Below are 14879 nucleotides of genomic sequence, written 5' to 3' on the forward strand. Positions count from 1 at the left end.
CTGTGAAAGCGGACGGGCTGGCCTGTAAGCCGGGTTCTGTAGTCGGCGACCATCCATCTCGGGCCATCGTTGCCGATGGCCTCTAGCAACCTACCCGCGCACTCGGGCGGACCGCCCTCCCGGTGAACGAACACCGTCGTACGCTGTCTGGTCTTGCTCCGGGTGGGGTTTACCTAGCTCCTCGTGTCACCACGAGGACTGGTGGGCTCTTACCCCACCGTTTCACCCTTACCGCTACCTGGAGGGTAGCGGCGGTCTGTTCTCTGTGGCACTGTCCCGCGGGTCACCCCGGGTGGCCGTTAGCCACCACCCTGTCCTGTGGAGCCCGGACTTTCCTCGACGTATCTCTACGACGCGATCGCCCGGCCAGCCCGTCCGCATAAAAGTCTAGTGTGCGGCGGGCTCGATGTGGGCATCCGGACCGGGGAAGACGAGCGACTCGTGGTCGCTGTCGCTCCAGCGTACGAGGTAGGGCGGGCTGCCGTCGGGGTGGCTGACCTCGATGATCTCGGCCTCTCGCGTGTGGTCGCCGACGTGTGGTCCCATGACGACGAGGTGGTCACCTACTGATGCGTGCATGCGCGTTCACCTCCTAACCGTCACAATGGTGCTCCCATGGCGGGTGCGGATGGAATACCGCGTGGGGGTATCGCGTTCGGAGGGTGTGATGACGGAGAACGAAGAGTTCGAGTACGTAGCCCCGGCTGTTCGGCCCAATATCCAGCTCAGCCCGGGCCAGAGCACCCACGAGGTGGCCTACCGGACGGCGCACGACCTGCTCTCGCGGCGCTTCCCGGTGGAGGCGCTGGAGATCCTGGAGCCGGCGCTGGCCGACGACCCCAACAACTTCGGGCTGCGCAGCATGCGGGCCTGGGCCTACATGCTGCGGGCTCAGCTCGCCAAGGCCGAGACCGAGTTGCGCTGGCTCGTCGCGCGCGACCCGAGCGACGCCTGGAGCCAGCACTCGCTGGGTCGCGTCCTGGAGCGCCAGGACCGGCTCGAGGACGCGCTCGGCCCGCTGCGCCTGGCGGCGGTGATGAGCGACGACTACGACCATCACGCCGCCGTCTACCGCGTAGGCAACCGGCTCGCACAGCGCCAGGAGTGACCTCAGCGGTGACCCGGATGACGCGGCGACCGAGACGGTGGCAGGGTGGGGGTATGGAACCTGACACCACGACCCTCGATGCCGAGCAGGTCGCCCAGGAGCAGCTCGCGGGCTGGAAGTTCGACACCAGTGGCGAGGCCGACAGCATCGTCGCCCGCGTGGAGACCGGTGACTTCATCACCGGTCTCGCGTTGGTCAACGCGATCGCGGCGAAGGCCGAGGAGGCCAACCACCACCCGGACATCGATCTGCGCTACCCGTACGTCGAGATCCGGCTCACCAGCCACGACGCCGGTGGCGTCACCAGCCGTGACATCGCGCTGGCGAAGGTGATCAACGGGCTCGCGGCCGAGTCCTCGCTCTGAGCGAGGCTAGGCGAGGCGGGTCATCTCGACGGTGACCTCGACGGCCGGCTCCTCGGGACCCGAGTAGATCCCGCCCAGCGGCTTGACGTCGGTGTGGTCACGACCCGTGGCCACACCGACGTACGCGTCGCCGGGCTCGGTGCCGGTCGCGGGGTCGATGCCGTGCCAGCCGTTGTCCCACCACTCCACCCAGGAGTGGGCGCCGCCGGGGTAGACGTAGCCGGAGACGTAGCGCGCCGGGATCCCGACCGTACGCAGCGCCCCGAGCAGCTGGTGGGCGGCATCCGGTGCCGGCGCCGACCGGTCGGCGACCGCCCGGGCGATCTCGACCGCGGCCTCGCCCGGAAGCCCCGCGGAGGCGGCGATGGTCTTGGCCCCGGTCGCGAGCTCCACGTCGGGCACGACCAGCGACGGCAGGCCCAGGAACTCGATGAACCGGTCCGCGACCCCGGGCAGGGCTGCCTCCTCCCAGGTGAGCACCGGCGCGACCCTGGGCTTCCGGTCGACCCGCACGGTGCTGGTCGCGGAGACCTTCAGGGCCCGATGCGCCTCGAGCACCTCGATCGCGGTGACCTCATTGCCGAAGTAGTCCTTGTACTCATACGTCCACGGCTTGGGTGAGACGTCGATCCGGTGGTGGACCACGATCTGGTCGAGCGTGGTCAGGGGAGTCAGCCGCGCCTGGTTGTAGGAGGCGACCGCCGGTCCGTCGTAGGCGAAGATCGTGGTGTGCACGATGCGGAACTGCATGCTCATCTCGATCAGACTCCTCAGACCGGCTGCCAGGCCAGCGCCTCGGCGCCGGCGAAGTAGCGCTTGGTGACCGCCTCGGTGGCATCGGCACAGGTGGCCTGGAGCCGCTCCATCTCGGCGGGCAGGTCGGCCAGCAGATCGTGGAGCGAGCGATACTCCAGCGACGCCCGCATCCGGCCGATCAGCCGGTGGGCCTCGTCGGTGAACCCGGCTCGGCGGGTCGTCCCCTCCAGGGTGTCCAGCGCCCCCTCGGCCCGCTGCAGCGCGTGCACCACCGAGCGCGGGAAGATCCGGTCCAGCAGCAGGAACTCGGCAGCCGCCTGCTCGGTCTCGACCCCCTTGTTGACCCGCAGGAACGCGTCGTACGCCCCACAGGCGCGCAGCGTCGAGTTCCACTGCGACGCACCGCCTGCGCTCGTCAACGAGGTGGTCGCGACCAGCCGAGAGGTCATATCGGCGCGCTCGACGTAGCGCCCGAGCATCAGGAACTGCCAGGACTCGTCTCGCATCATCGTGGCGTCGGCGGTGCCGTTGATCTGGGCCACCCGGTCGCGGACCCAGCCGAAGATGAACGGAGCCCGCATGTGCTTGAACTGGCCGGCCGGGATCGCCCGGTAGGTGGTGTTGAGCGCCTCCCACAACGGCACCGAGAGCGTCTCCCGGGCCCCGCGGGCCGACTCCCTGGCCGCGCCGAGCGCATAGGCCATCGAGGTCGGTGCGGTGGTGTCGTACGCGAGCATGTCCAGCATCTGCGGCAGCCCGACCTTCTCCTCCTCGGAGAGCTCGATGCCCATCACCGCGAGCAGCGAGCGGCAAGCGGTCTCCTCGTCGGTGGCGGCGTCCTCGAGGATGTGCTGGGTCTGTACGTCGAGGATGCGCGCGGTGTCCTCGGCGCGCTCCACGTAGCGCCCGATCCAGAACATCGACTCGGCGATCCGACTCAGCATCACGCAACCCCCTGCGCTTGGCCTTGACCCCGACCGGTCGGCCGAGAGGACGTCGGTCCGGCGAGCACCCAGGTGTCCTTCGAGCCGCCGCCACGGGAGCTGTTCACGATCAGCTCGCCCTCTGCGAGCGCCACCCGAGTCAGGCCACCGGGAAGAACCCAGACCTTGTCGCCATCATTGACCGCGAACGGCCTCAGGTCCACATGCCGCGCCCCGAGATCGCCATCGGTGAAGGTCGGGACGGTCGAGAGCTGCACCACCGGCTGCGCGATCCAGGAGCGGGGGTCCTCCAGGATCTTGCCGCGCAGCACGTCCAGCTCGCGCGCGGAGGCCGCCGGCCCGATCACGATCCCCTTGCCGCCCGAGCCGTCGACGGGCTTGAGCACGAGCTCGTCGAGCCGGTCGAGGACCTCCTCGCGCGAGGACGCATCGCCCATCCGCCAGGTGTCGACGTTGCGGATCACCGGGTCCTCGCCGAGGTAGTAGCGGATGATGTCGGGCATGTAGGTGTAGACGAGCTTGTCGTCGGCGACCCCGTTGCCGACCGCGTTCGCCAGGGTCACGTTGCCCATCCGGGCGGCGTCGATCAGTCCCACGCAGCCGAGCATCGAGTCGGGCAGGAAGTGCACGGGATCGAGGAACTCGTCGTCGATGCGCCGGTAGATGACGTGCACCGGGGCCAGCCCCTTGGTCGTACGCATCAGCACCTGCCCGTTGCGGCAGACCAGGTCGCGCCCCTCGACGAGCTCGACCCCCATCGTCCGGGCCAGCAGCGCGTGCTCGAAGTAGGCGCCGTTGTAGACGCCCGGGGTCAGCACGACCACGGTCGGGTCCGCCACGCCGGCGGGAGCGGCCGCGCGCAGCGCCGCGAGGAGCTTCTGCGGGTAGTTGGCCACCGGCCGGATCCGATGCTCGGCGATCGTCTCCGGGAGCGCGGCCGAGATCGCGCGGCGGTTGGTCATGACGTACGAGACACCCGACGGGACCCGCACGTTGTCCTCCAGCACGCGGAACTCGCCGGTGTTGTCACGGACCAGATCGATGCCCGAGACCTGGACGCGTACGCCGTTGGGAGGGTGCACCCCGGCGGCAGCGCGGTGGTAGTGGCTGGAGGTGGTGATCACCTCTCGCGGGATCACGCCGTCGTCGAAGACCTTGCCCTCGTCGTAGATGTCGGCGAGGAAGAGCTCCAGCGCCTCGACCCGCTGCTGGACGCCCTTGTCGATCGTCGCCCAGGTGTCCCGCTCGATGACCCGCGGCACGATGTCGAGCGGGAAGGCCCGCTCCTCTCCGCCGATGTCGAAGGTGACGCCCTGGTCGAGATAGCTGGCCTGCATCGCCTCGACCCGGCTGATCAGCTCCGCCGAGCTGAGCCGCCGCAGCGAGTCGCCGAGCCGTTGATAGGGAGGACGGAGCTCGCTGCCGACGAACATCTCGTCATAGGCCGGATCCCGCGTCTCGTAGGCGTCGAACATCTGGCTCATGGAGGCAACCTACTGAAATCCGTGTAACAGCGCTGTTGCCCACGCGAACATCTAGCGCAACGGTAGGTTGGAAACATGAGTGAGCGTCAGCGAACGACAATGAGTCTCAGGCCGCCGTTTCCGTATTCTCGCGCTTGCGCTACGGAGGCGACGGCATGAGCGACGAGCACGCGGGCGAGTACTACTACTGCCTCAAGCACAAGACCGTCGAGCCGTACGAGGGCTGCAAGGCCAAGGACCGTCTCGGCCCCTACGCCTCCCACGCCGAGGCCTCCCGAGCGCTCGAGCACGTGCAGGAGAACAACGAGCGCTGGGAGAAGGAAGACAAGGCCTGGGAGGGCGACGCGGGCACCGAGGACCGGTGATCCTCAGCTCCGGGTGATCCTCAGCGCGGGGTCACCCGGAGCAGTACGTCCTCGCCGCCGTTGTCGGTGGTGACGAGCAGGTCGCCGTCGGCGGCCAGCGAGACCGTACGCAGCCGCCCGTAGTCCTGCATGACCTCGGGTGAGCTGTCGTCGGTCAGCTTGCCGGACTCGTCGAACGAGAGGATCCGCAGCTCCTGGTCCTTGAGCACGGCGACCGCGAGCGCCCCGCCGTAGGCGCCCCAACGGTCCTGGACCGGGATGAAGGTGCCGCCACCGGTGGCGACGGTCGGGTTGCCGGATTCCCAGGCCGCCTCGATCTGCTTCCCGGGCAGGTCCTGGTCGGTCATCGGCACCGACTCGTTGTAGCCCGCACCTGGGTTCCAGCCGTAGTCGCCGCCGAGGGTGATCTCGTTGACCTCGTCGTCGCGGTCGGGGCCGTGCTCCATCGACCAGATCGTGCCGTCTGCTCGCTCGGCCAGACCCTGCACGTTGCGGTGGCCGAACGAGGTGATGTAGCGCCGCGGCCCCTGGTCGCCGGCCCACGGGTTGCCGGGCCACGGCTTGCCTGTCTGCGGGTCGAGCCGGAGCGTCTTCCCGCCCAGGGAGTCGAGGCTGCGCGGGTTCTCCTCGTTGGCGGCGTCGCCGGTGCCGACCCACAGCGCACCGTCGGCGCTGATCAGCAGACGGCAGCCACCGTGGCGCCCGGAGCTGGTGGGGAAGCCGTCGATCAGCGTCCGCTCCTGGGTGGCCCTGGTCAGCCCGGCGTCGAGGGTCCAGGAGATGACGCGTACGTCCTCGCCACCGTTCCAGCCCTGGCAGGTGTAGACGCGCCGGTTCTCGGCGAAGCCGGGGTCGATCTCGAGGCCCATCAGCCCGGTCTCGCCGGAGACCCAGATGTCGTTTTCCTCGAGGGGGATCTCGCGCCGCTCGCCTCCTTGGACCAGCGACAGGATCGCCCGGTCGCGCTCGGTGATCAGGAACCGGTCCTCGCCGATGTCGGCGACGTCCCAAGGGTGGTCGAGCTCGTCGTTGACCACCTCGACATCGATCTCCGGCACCCGGTCGGACCTCGGCAGCACGGCTGCAGGAGCCGATGAGGAGGCGCTCGCGGAGGCGCTCGGTGAGCCCGACGGGTTCAGCGGTGGGGGAGTGGACACGGGAGAGGAGTCTCCGGCGCATGCGGCGGACGAGAGCCCGATAGCGATCACGGAGGAGATGGCGATGGCAGCGCGCATGGTGCCGACGGTACTGCTCGGGCGGGCTCTAGGGTGTGCGGTTGTGACGAACGTGATCAGGGCGATGCGCGAGCACCCCTCTGCCGTACTCCTGCTCGGACAGGTGGTGGCGATCCTGGCCTACCCCTTCCTCGACGGCTCGACCGCCGGCCGCGCCGCTCTGGGCGTGCTGCAGCTGCTGCTCCTGCTGGCGGCGGTCGCGGCGGTACGCATGACCCCGGCCTTCTCCTGGGCGGCGATCATCTTCGGCGGACCGGCGACGATCTTCGCGGTGTGGGAGTCCGTCGCGCCGAATGAAGGCTGGGTGGTGCTGACCTCGGCCTTCTTCCACGTCCCGTTCTACATGTTCGTCTCCTACGCGATGATCCGCTACCTCTTCCACGACGACGTGGTGACCCGCGACGAGCTCTTCGCCACCGGTGCCGCGTTCACCGTGGTCGCCTGGGCCTTCGCCTATCTGTACGCCGCGGTGCAGGTGATCTGGCCCGGCTCGTTCGGCGACCACCGGCAGTGGTTCGACCTGCTCTACCTCTCGTTCACGACGCTGACCTCGGTCGGCCTCTCCGACATCGTGCCCGTGCTCCCCAACGCCCGCTCGGTGGTGATGATCGAGCAGATCGCCGGAGTCTTCTACGTCGCCATGGTGGTCGCCCGCCTGGTCGGGCTGGCGGCCGCCAGGGCGCGACGCTGATCCTTCGTCGAGGTATGTCGACGACGGCACGCTTCCCTCGCGGAGGTCCGCTAGGGAAGCGTGCCTTGACCTGCATACCCTTCGACGGGCTCAGGACACCGCCTTGACGACGGAAGGCCTTAGAAGGTGTGCTCGGGGCCGGGGAACGCGGAGCCCTTGACGTCGGAGATGTAGGCCTCGGCGCCGTCGGACAGGACCGACTTCACGTCGGCGTACTGCTTCACGAAGCGGGCCATCTTGCCGCTGCGCATGCCGAAGGCGTCCTGCCAGACCAGCACCTGGCCGTCGCAGTCGGGGCCGGCGCCGATGCCGATCGTGGGGATGTCGAGCTCCTTGGAGATCTGCGCGGCGACCTCACCGGGCACCATCTCCATGACGACCGCGAACGCCCCGGCCTCCTGGACGGCCTTGGCGTCGTCGATGATCCGGTCGGAGGTGTCTCCACGACCCTGGACACGGTAGCCGCCGAGCACGTGCTCGGACTGCGGGGTGAAGCCGATATGTGCCATGACCGGGATGCCGCCCTCGGTCAGCTTCTTGATCACGGGCGCCATCTCGGCGCCGCCCTCGAGCTTCACGCAGTGGGCGCCGGCCTCCTTCATGAACCGGACCGCGGTCAGGTAGCCCTGCTCGGGCGAGGCCTGGTAGGAGCCGAAGGGCAGGTCGCCGACCACCATCGCCCGCTTCACGCTGCGCGAGACCGCGCGGGTCAGCGGCAGCAGCTCGTCCACGGTCACCGGAAGCGACGTCTCGTTGCCGAGGACGTTGTTGGAGGCCGAGTCGCCGACGAGCAGCAGGTCGACCCCGGCCTCGTCGAAGATCTGGGCGGTGTACATGTCGTAGGAGGTCAGCATCGTGATCTTGTCGCCACGCTGCTTCATCTCGCGAAGATGATGCGTGCGCACCTTCTTCACGGGCTTCGCGGGCGCATCGCCTGCGGCGCCGGAACCGTACGGTGCGGTCTCCTCAGCGGAGTTCGTGCTCATCATCGAGCCTTTCTGGTGTCATCTCGCAGCTCCCTGATGGAGTCCACGGACTACCTCCAGCCTAAGTCGAGATGCAGGAGTACGCGGTGTGGCGGTGATCACTCTTGGGGCAGGTCGGTTCTCGGGATGGAGGCCTGTTCACAGCCGGTCGAAAGGAGCCGCGTAGGTGAACTTCCCGCGCACGGACGGGTCGTACGCCGCCAGCGGCCGCGCCTGGAAGTAGTCGCCCCATGCGGGGTCGGGCGCCTCGATCCCGAGCCCGGAGGCGGGCACGAATCCGAAACGGCCGTAGTAGTCGGGGGAGCCGAGGAGCACGACGACCGGCTCGCCCATCGCGTCGGCGGCACCGAGGACCGCGTACATCAGCGCTGAACCGACGCCGTCGCGCTGGCGGACAGGGGAGACGCTGACCGGACCGAGACCGAGCGCGGGCCGATCGGCGAGCGTCCCGCGCGTGGCCACGACGTGGCCGACGATCTCGCCGTCCACCTCGGCGACAAGCGAGAGCTCCGGGATCCAGCCCGGGTCCGCGCGCAGCCACCCCACCAGGGTCGCCTCCCCGGGCGCCCCGTCGGGCTCGATCGGCGGCGCGGAGTGCTCCACACCGGAGAAGGCGGCGGCGGTGACCGCACGGATGTCGGCCACGTCCTCGGGACGTTCACGTCGGATCAGCACGGTCCGACGCTAAACCGAACGACAACCCCGGCGCTCCTGGTTATCGTCGCGTCCATGCGGGTGCGAGAGGCGACGGCGGAGGACCTCGACGCGGTGATCCACGTCGGCGTGACGACGTGGCGGGCGACGTACCCGCCGATCACCGGCGAGGCGTACGTCGAGGAGGGCATCACCAAGTGGTGGGCCCCGGACGCGGTGCTCCGCGGGATCAGGGCCGGCACCGTCCTCGTCGCCGAGGTGGACGACCAGGTCGTCGCGATGGCCTCCTACTCGCTCCGAGAGGAACACCTGATGCTCTGGAAGCTGTACGTCCTGCCCGACTCTCAGGGCTCCGGTGCCGGCAGCGCGCTGCTGAGCGAGGTGATCGCCCGCGCCGGTGACCTGCCCGTACGCCTCACCCACCTCGTCGGCAACGACCGCGCCCACGCCATCTACGAGCGCCTCGGGTTCGTCGAGACCGACAAGATGACCAGCCCCATCGACGGCGGCCCCGAGGAGATCGTGATGGAGCGCTCGCCAGACTGATCCCACTTTCGAAGGTTGTCCGCGAAAGTCGTTCGGAAACGGTTGAAAGTCGGCGGCGGCCGAGACTAGCATCCGGCGTGACGCGCATCACATCTCACTCGGCGTCCCGACGTACGGAGTCTCGATGTCCCACTTCCTCCACTCACGCCGCACTCGTTCCCGGCTCGCCGTCGGGTCGGCCGTCCTCGGGATCACCGCCCTGTGCCTGGGCGGTCCGATCGGAACCGCCTCCGCGACTCCCGCTGAGACACCCTCGACGACCTGTCCGGCGCCCGACGCCCGCTCGAGCGTGGTCTTCCTCGATCTCGACAGCGGGGTCGCCAACAGCACCCTGCGCTCCGGCTGCACCATCAACGACGTCATCGACGACGAGCGGACGTGGCCGAATCACGGTGCCTTCGTGACGCACGTCCGCGGTGTCACCGCCGATCTGGTCGCCACCGGTGAGGTCACGCGGGCCGAGGCCGGCAGGCTGCGGTCCGCCGCCGCCCGCTCGCAGGTGGGGAAGGTCGAGGGTTACGACTGGCTCTTCGACGGCTCGGCCGACTCCTTCGACGACTGGGCGTACGCCGGCGACGGTGGGTTCGACCTGGTGCCGGACGGCACCATCCGCAGCCGTGCCGGCGCAGGTGGTGGGTTCGGAACCCTGTGGTATCCGGCACAGGAGTACGGCGACTTCTCGCTGCGACTGCAGTTCCGTGACGACGCACCGGGTGCGGCCCGTGGAAACAGCGGTGTCCAGGTGCGCTTCCCCGAGCTGTGGGGCCCTGTCGAGGGGTGCCCGACCACGTTCAACGGCAGCGAGACCGGCAACCTCTCCTGGATCGCGGTCAACTGCGGCCATGAGATCCAGGTCAACGACTCGCCGGAGGGCGGCAGCAACGACCCCCGCAAGACCGGGTCGATCTACGGCTTCGCCGACCTCACCCTGGCCGAGGCGCGACCGACCCCGAAGGGCACGTGGAACGACCTCGAGATCCGCGTCGTCGGGCAGCAGTACACCGTGATCCGCAACGGTGTCGTGATCAACGAGTTCGAGAACCTGCCCGGGCTGCCGTTCCCCGGTCGACCGAACGATCCCGACTCCAGCAGCCGAGGGCTGACTGGTCACGTCGGCGTTCAGGCGCACGGCAGCACCCCGGACGTGGTCTCCTACCGGAACATCCGCGTCCGCGACCTGTCCTGAGGTCGTACGCCGTCGGCGGCGGGCATCGGATGGCCGGGTAGCCGGTCGCGCCTAGACTCCGGGGTGTGGACTTCTACTCCGCCTACTCCCATGGCTTCGCGCGGGTCGCGGCGTGCACCATCCCGATCTCCGTCGCCGACCCGGCGGCCAACGCGCGCGAGGTGATCGCGCAGGCCCGCGAGTGTTCGGACGAGGGGGTGGCGGTCGCGGTCTTCCCGGAGCTGTGCCTCTCGGGCTACTCGATCGACGACCTCGTCCTGCAGCGGACCCTCCTCGACGCCGTGCACGCCGCGATCAGCGCGATCGTGGTGGCCTCCGAGGAGCTGTTGTCGGTGATCGTCGTCGGCGCCCCGCTGCGCCACGGCGACCGGGTGCTCAACGCGGCGGTCGTGATCCACGGTGGCGAGGTGCTCGGGGTGGTGCCCAAGACCTATCTGCCGACCTACCGTGAGTTCTACGAGAAGCGCTGGTACGGCTCGGGCGACGACTCCTTCGGCACGATCATGCTCGGCGGCGAGGAGGTGCCGCTCAGCAACGAGCTGCTCTTCCGCTGCACCGACGTCAAGGATCTCGTCTTCCACGTCGAGATCTGCGAGGACATGTGGGTTCCGGTGCCGCCGTCGGCGCGCGCTGCGCTGGCGGGTGCGACGGTGCTGCTCAACCTCTCCGCGAGCCCGATCACGGTGGGCCGCTCCGACGCGCGCCGTCTCCTGGTGCAGTCGGCGAGCGCTCGGTGCCTGGCGGCGTACGTCTACACCGCCGCCGGCCAGGGCGAGTCGACGACCGACCTGTCCTGGGACGGGCAGACGATGGCGTACGAGCTCGGCGAGCTGCTGGGGGAGACCGAGCGGTTCCCGGACGGTCCGCGGCGCACCGTGGTCGACGTCGACCTGGAGCGGATCCGTGCCGAGCGGATCCGGCAGGGCACCTTCGACGACAACCGCCGTGCGGAGTGGAGCCGTCGGCCCAGCTTCGACGTCTCGATCGAGTTCGAGCTCGCGCCGCCGCTGACCGGCGACGGTCTGAGGCGCAAGGTCGACCGGTTCCCGTTCGTCCCCGATGACCCCGAGAAGCTCGCGCTGGAGTGCTACGAGGCCTACAACATCCAGGTCTCCGGGCTCGAGAAGCGGCTCCGGTCGATCGGCCCGGACACGAAGATCGTCATCGGCGTCTCCGGGGGGCTCGACTCAACCCATGCGCTGATCGTCGCCGCCAAGGCCCTCGATCGCCTGGGTCGCCCGCACAGCGACATCCTGGCGTTCACGATGCCCGGCTTCGCGACCTCGGACGACACCAGGTCCAACGCCATCAAGCTGATGGAAGCGCTCGGGACGACCTACGAGACGCTCGACATCCGCCCGACCGCCACCCAGATGCTCAAGGAGATCGGCCACCCGGCCGGCGACGGCGAGCCGGTCTACGACGTGACGTTCGAGAACGTCCAGGCGGGGCTGCGTACGGACTTCCTCTTCCGCATCGCCAACCAGCGCGGCGGCATCGTCCTCGGCACCGGCGACCTCTCCGAGCTCGCGCTCGGCTGGGCGACCTACGGCGTCGGCGACCAGATGTCGCACTACAACGTCAACGCCGGCGTGCCGAAGACCCTGATCCAGCACCTGATCCGCTGGGTGATCACCACCGAGCAGTTCGACGGCACCGCCGACGAGGTCCTCCAGGAGATCCTCGACCAGGAGATCTCGCCCGAGCTGGTGCCGGGGGAGGAGCTGCAGTCGACGGAGCAGAAGATCGGGCCGTACGCCCTGCAGGACTTCACCCTCTTCCACACCGTGCGCAACGGCTTCACCCCCTCGAAGATCGCCTTCCTGGCGTGGAACGCCTGGCACGACGTCGAGGCCGGCGAGTGGCCCCCGGGGTTCCCTGAGGAGAAGCGGACGGCGTACGAGATGAAGGAGATCCGCGCCTGGCTCGAGGTCTTCGTGAGGCGCTTCTTCGCCAACCAGTTCAAGCGGAGCGCGCTGCCCAACGGGCCCAAGGTCCACAACGGCGGCACCATGTCGCCCCGCGGTGACTGGCGGATGCCCTCCGACGCCTCCCCGGCGGCCTGGATCGCCGAGATCGAGGCCCGGGTTCCCGTGGAGTAGGGATTGCAATGGACGGGTCGCACGGGCCGGCCGTAGCGTCACGGCCATGGCATCCGACAGCAGGGTCTGGCCCGTCGTGCACGCCGAGCGGGAGGCGTTGATCCGCGACCTCGCGACGCTCACCTCGGAGCAGTGGACGACGCCTTCGCTGTGCGTGGGGTGGAGCGTGCACGACGTGCTCGCCCACATGATCGACGTCGCGACGACGACACGGCTGGGGTTCGTACGCCGCATGATCGCCGCCGGTGGCGACTTCGACCGGGACAACCAGACCGGCGTCGACCGGGAGCGCGCCGAGGAACCGGCCGAGACCTTGGCGGCGTTCCGCCGGGTCGCCGGCCGGACGGCGACCCCGCCGGCCCCGCTCGCCACCCGCCTGGTCGAGGAGTTCGCCCACGGCGAGGACATCCGGCGGCCGCTGGGCCTCCAGCGCGACTATCCGGTCGAGCACGTCGTGACGGCGCTGGGCTACCTGGCCAAGACCTCGCAGAAGTGGGGCGGAGGCAAGGAGCGCGCCCAGAGGGTACGTCTCGTGGCCACCGACGCCGACGCGGCGATCGGGACCGGTCCTGAGGTCCACGGCAGCGCGATCGCGCTCGTGCTCGCGCTGTCCGGCCGGGCGTTGGGGCCCGGCGAGCTCACCGGACCGGGGGCGGCGGTGATGGCCACGGCCTCGCGGTGAAGAAGATAGCTTCACCTGAATCTAATAAAGCAAATACCTTCATATCTTTAGAATGAAGGTATGATCTTCACATGACTTCTGTGGCGACCGTCATCGGCGACCTCGTCGGGTCGCGCACCAAGGCTGACCGCGCGAAGGTCCACGCGGCGTTCGCCGAGGCCGTCGAGGAGGTCAACGAGACGTGGCAGCCGGTCACCCCGCTGCGGATCACGGTCGGCGACGAGTACCAGGGAGCCTTCGAGACCGTCGGTGCCGCGATCCAGGCCACGTTCCGGCTGCGGATCGCGCTCGACCCCGTGGTCGGCGTACGCCACGGCCTCAGCTGGGGCGCCACCCGAGTGCTCAGCGACGACCCCCGGGTCGAGGACGGACCGGGGTGGTGGTCGGCGCGGGCGGCGATCGAGGCTGCGGAGAACGCCGAGAACAAGGCGGCCTCCCGCAGCGTACGTACCTGGTATCAGCCTGCGGAGGACGCGGGTGGGCCGGACCCGGCCGCGGTCAACGCCGCTCTGGTCTCGCGCGACGAGCTCTTTTCTCGCCTGGACCGGTCCTCGGTGTCGGTGCTTTCTGGCATGCTCTCCGCCATGCCTCAGAAGGCCATCGCCGCCGAGCTCGACATCACCCCCTCCGCGGTCTCCCAGCGCGTCCGCCGCGACGGCATCGCCGTGATCGTGCGTGCCGACGACCTGTTGGGAGAGGTGCGATGAGCGAGCGCGAGCGAGCGAGCGAGCAGGTCATCATGCCGCCGCGAGTCACCGCGCGAAGCGCGGAGGTGGCGGCATGAGCTGGATCGCGTTGCTGCTGATCGGGGTCGGGACGGTCGACTTCGCCCACGCGATCATCGACCCCCTCAGGCGGATCCGCTGGGTCCCCGAGGTGATCGGGGCAGCCGCGGTGGTCGCTTTCGGCCTGCTCTCGGCTCTCTTCGGAGGTGACCTGGCGGCCGTGATCGTGATCGCCGGGATCACCGTGCTGTGGGGCTTCCTGGCCCACCAGCCTCAGGGCGCGGACAAGAATCCTCACCCCGGGATCCCGCTGGCTCTGCTCGGCGGGGCGATCTTCGTCGGGATCCTGCTGGCCCCGGTGGCCGGCGAGGTCGGTGGACCGGTCGCCGCGTGGGCGGAGCAGGCGCCCTGGGTCTGGGTCGAGGCGGCGCGGCCCGAGGCGGTGCTGCTCGTCTTCGGTGGCCTGCTGGTCCAGGTCTCGACCGGCAACGTCGTGGTGCAGCTCGTCCTCGACGTCGCCAAGGTCTCCAACCCGCTCGACGGTGTCGACGGCAACAACCTGAAGGGCGGCCGGCTCTTGGGCCCGCTCGAGCGACTGACGATCTTCGGGCTGGGTCTCACCGGCAACCTCGCCGCCGCCGGTCTGGTGGTAGCGGCCAAGGGCCTGATCCGCTGGCCGGAGCTGCAGTCGTTCCGCGGTGAGCACGAGGGACCGAGCATCAACGACGTGACCGAATACTTCCTGGTCGGCAGCTTCGTCTCCTGGATGACCTCGCTGGTGACCCTCGCTCTGGTCATCACCTGAGCCCGTCGTAGATTGCGGTGTCATGACTGTGGGTAAGGCTCTTGGGCTCCTGGTGGCCGCCGTGCTTCTCCTGGCCGGCGGAGCGCTGGCGCTGACCGGCATGGGCTATCTCGGCGGAGGGGGCACGAGCACCGCCTGGTCGGTCCTCGGAGCGGCCCTGGCGGGGTTCGGGGTGGCGCTGGTGATCTCGATCTTCAGAGGTCCCGGCCGCTGACCGTGGCGCGGAGATCCCGGCTGTAACGTCG

Annotated in this window: 18 protein-coding genes and 1 other RNA gene; 11 read left to right on the forward strand and 8 right to left on the reverse strand. The window is 69.2% G+C overall.

Features of this window, described 5'->3' with window-relative positions; all coding sequences use genetic code 11:
- Positions 1-9: 9 nt before the first annotated feature.
- Both rnpB and ACFWQC_RS02115 read right to left on the reverse strand, forming a co-directional pair.
- Positions 10-374, reverse strand: an RNA gene (rnpB, locus tag ACFWQC_RS02110) — RNase P RNA component class A.
- A 13-nt stretch (positions 375-387) separates the two neighbouring features.
- Positions 388-579 carry a DUF1918 domain-containing protein gene (locus ACFWQC_RS02115; RefSeq protein ID WP_350659252.1) on the reverse strand — a complete coding sequence of 64 codons (192 nt, stop codon included), beginning with the start codon at positions 577-579 and terminating at the stop codon, positions 388-390.
- Positions 580-667: 88 nt separating this feature from the next.
- On the opposite strand from ACFWQC_RS02115, the gene ACFWQC_RS02120 reads away from it, so the two are divergent.
- Together ACFWQC_RS02120 and ACFWQC_RS02125 are read left to right on the forward strand one after the other, a co-directional pair.
- On the forward strand, positions 668-1108 hold the full coding sequence (locus ACFWQC_RS02120; protein WP_378672399.1) for a tetratricopeptide repeat protein: 441 nt from the start codon (positions 668-670) through the stop codon (positions 1106-1108).
- 53 nt (positions 1109-1161) lie between these two features.
- Positions 1162-1473, forward strand: coding sequence for a 4a-hydroxytetrahydrobiopterin dehydratase (locus ACFWQC_RS02125; RefSeq protein WP_378672402.1), 312 nt, complete (start codon positions 1162-1164; stop codon positions 1471-1473).
- 6 nt (positions 1474-1479) lie between these two features.
- Here ACFWQC_RS02125 and ACFWQC_RS02130 read toward each other — a convergent pair whose 3' ends face one another.
- From ACFWQC_RS02130 to ACFWQC_RS02140, 3 genes are read right to left on the reverse strand one after another with little or no spacing between them, the layout of a single operon-like run.
- Positions 1480-2229 (reverse strand): transglutaminase N-terminal domain-containing protein, encoded by a 750-nt coding sequence (locus ACFWQC_RS02130; protein WP_378672405.1) that lies wholly within the window; start codon positions 2227-2229, stop codon positions 1480-1482.
- Positions 2230-2243: 14 nt separating this feature from the next.
- The gene (locus tag ACFWQC_RS02135; RefSeq protein WP_355021173.1) at positions 2244-3173 is read right to left on the reverse strand and encodes an alpha-E domain-containing protein; all 930 of its coding nucleotides are present in this window, start codon (positions 3171-3173) and stop codon (positions 2244-2246) included.
- The gene (locus tag ACFWQC_RS02140; protein ID WP_378672408.1) at positions 3173-4657 is read right to left on the reverse strand and encodes a circularly permuted type 2 ATP-grasp protein; all 1485 of its coding nucleotides are present in this window, start codon (positions 4655-4657) and stop codon (positions 3173-3175) included. The genes ACFWQC_RS02135 and ACFWQC_RS02140 overlap by 1 nt, the downstream gene beginning before the upstream one ends.
- Positions 4658-4812: 155 nt before the next feature.
- Here ACFWQC_RS02140 and ACFWQC_RS02145 point away from each other — a divergent pair, with 155 nt between their 5' ends.
- Entirely contained in the window at positions 4813-5022 is a 210-nt protein-coding gene (locus tag ACFWQC_RS02145; protein WP_378672411.1) for a hypothetical protein, read from the forward strand.
- Between the two features lie 20 nt (positions 5023-5042).
- Here ACFWQC_RS02145 and ACFWQC_RS02150 read toward each other — a convergent pair whose 3' ends face one another.
- A complete protein-coding gene (locus tag ACFWQC_RS02150) occupies positions 5043-6080 on the reverse strand; it encodes a PQQ-dependent sugar dehydrogenase (RefSeq protein ID WP_378672413.1) in 1038 nt (345 codons plus the stop codon).
- On the opposite strand from ACFWQC_RS02150, the gene ACFWQC_RS02155 reads away from it, so the two are divergent.
- Positions 6052-6948 carry a potassium channel family protein gene (locus tag ACFWQC_RS02155; RefSeq protein WP_378672416.1) on the forward strand — a complete coding sequence of 299 codons (897 nt, stop codon included), beginning with the start codon at positions 6052-6054 and terminating at the stop codon, positions 6946-6948. The genes ACFWQC_RS02150 and ACFWQC_RS02155 overlap by 29 nt on opposite strands.
- 119 nt (positions 6949-7067) lie before the next feature.
- On the opposite strand, the gene panB is transcribed toward ACFWQC_RS02155, so the two are convergent.
- Positions 7068-7937, reverse strand: coding sequence for a 3-methyl-2-oxobutanoate hydroxymethyltransferase (panB, locus tag ACFWQC_RS02160; protein ID WP_378672419.1), 870 nt, complete (start codon positions 7935-7937; stop codon positions 7068-7070).
- A 135-nt stretch (positions 7938-8072) separates the two neighbouring features.
- Complete coding sequence (locus ACFWQC_RS02165) at positions 8073-8609, reverse strand: GNAT family N-acetyltransferase (RefSeq protein ID WP_378672422.1); 537 nt, start codon at positions 8607-8609, stop codon at positions 8073-8075.
- Positions 8610-8663: 54 nt separating this feature from the next.
- Between ACFWQC_RS02165 and ACFWQC_RS02170 the strand changes: the two genes are divergently transcribed.
- The 7 genes from ACFWQC_RS02170 (at position 8664) to ACFWQC_RS02200 (ending at position 14848) form a co-directional block, all read left to right on the forward strand.
- A complete protein-coding gene (locus ACFWQC_RS02170; RefSeq protein WP_378672425.1) occupies positions 8664-9134 on the forward strand; it encodes a GNAT family N-acetyltransferase in 471 nt (156 codons plus the stop codon).
- A gap of 124 nt (positions 9135-9258) precedes the next feature.
- A complete protein-coding gene (locus tag ACFWQC_RS02175) occupies positions 9259-10320 on the forward strand; it encodes a DUF1080 domain-containing protein (RefSeq protein ID WP_378672428.1) in 1062 nt (353 codons plus the stop codon).
- A 65-nt stretch (positions 10321-10385) separates the two neighbouring features.
- Positions 10386-12422 carry an NAD(+) synthase gene (locus tag ACFWQC_RS02180; protein WP_378672431.1) on the forward strand — a complete coding sequence of 679 codons (2037 nt, stop codon included), beginning with the start codon at positions 10386-10388 and terminating at the stop codon, positions 12420-12422.
- A 46-nt stretch (positions 12423-12468) separates the two neighbouring features.
- On the forward strand, positions 12469-13104 hold the full coding sequence (locus ACFWQC_RS02185) for a maleylpyruvate isomerase family mycothiol-dependent enzyme (RefSeq protein ID WP_378672434.1): 636 nt from the start codon (positions 12469-12471) through the stop codon (positions 13102-13104).
- Between the two features lie 71 nt (positions 13105-13175).
- Positions 13176-13811 (forward strand): SatD family protein, encoded by a 636-nt coding sequence (locus ACFWQC_RS02190; RefSeq protein WP_378672437.1) that lies wholly within the window; start codon positions 13176-13178, stop codon positions 13809-13811.
- Positions 13812-13884: 73 nt separating this feature from the next.
- Positions 13885-14634, forward strand: coding sequence for a hypothetical protein (locus ACFWQC_RS02195; protein WP_378672440.1), 750 nt, complete (start codon positions 13885-13887; stop codon positions 14632-14634).
- Between the two features lie 22 nt (positions 14635-14656).
- Complete coding sequence (locus ACFWQC_RS02200) at positions 14657-14848, forward strand: hypothetical protein (RefSeq protein WP_183545993.1); 192 nt, start codon at positions 14657-14659, stop codon at positions 14846-14848.
- The last annotated feature ends 31 nt before the right edge of the window (positions 14849-14879 follow it).

This window comes from Nocardioides sp. NPDC058538 (assembly GCF_042719275.1).
GTDB lineage: Bacteria > Actinomycetota > Actinomycetes > Propionibacteriales > Nocardioidaceae > Nocardioides.

Coding starts and splice junctions, on each gene's coding strand:
- ACFWQC_RS02125 (WP_378672402.1), top strand. CDS start 1,162: ATGGAACCTGACACCACGACCCTCGATGCCGAGCAGGTCGCCCAGGAG.
- ACFWQC_RS02130 (WP_378672405.1), bottom strand. CDS start 2,229: ATGAGCATGCAGTTCCGCATCGTGCACACCACGATCTTCGCCTACGAC.
- ACFWQC_RS02185 (WP_378672434.1), top strand. CDS start 12,469: ATGGCATCCGACAGCAGGGTCTGGCCCGTCGTGCACGCCGAGCGGGAG.
- ACFWQC_RS02145 (WP_378672411.1), top strand. CDS start 4,813: ATGAGCGACGAGCACGCGGGCGAGTACTACTACTGCCTCAAGCACAAG.
- ACFWQC_RS02115 (WP_350659252.1), bottom strand. CDS start 579: ATGCACGCATCAGTAGGTGACCACCTCGTCGTCATGGGACCACACGTC.
- ACFWQC_RS02195 (WP_378672440.1), top strand. CDS start 13,885: ATGAGCTGGATCGCGTTGCTGCTGATCGGGGTCGGGACGGTCGACTTC.
- ACFWQC_RS02200 (WP_183545993.1), top strand. CDS start 14,657: ATGACTGTGGGTAAGGCTCTTGGGCTCCTGGTGGCCGCCGTGCTTCTC.
- ACFWQC_RS02135 (WP_355021173.1), bottom strand. CDS start 3,173: ATGCTGAGTCGGATCGCCGAGTCGATGTTCTGGATCGGGCGCTACGTG.
- panB (WP_378672419.1), bottom strand. CDS start 7,937: ATGATGAGCACGAACTCCGCTGAGGAGACCGCACCGTACGGTTCCGGC.
- ACFWQC_RS02190 (WP_378672437.1), top strand. CDS start 13,176: ATGACTTCTGTGGCGACCGTCATCGGCGACCTCGTCGGGTCGCGCACC.
- ACFWQC_RS02120 (WP_378672399.1), top strand. CDS start 668: ATGACGGAGAACGAAGAGTTCGAGTACGTAGCCCCGGCTGTTCGGCCC.
- ACFWQC_RS02175 (WP_378672428.1), top strand. CDS start 9,259: ATGTCCCACTTCCTCCACTCACGCCGCACTCGTTCCCGGCTCGCCGTC.
- ACFWQC_RS02170 (WP_378672425.1), top strand. CDS start 8,664: ATGCGGGTGCGAGAGGCGACGGCGGAGGACCTCGACGCGGTGATCCAC.
- ACFWQC_RS02140 (WP_378672408.1), bottom strand. CDS start 4,657: ATGAGCCAGATGTTCGACGCCTACGAGACGCGGGATCCGGCCTATGAC.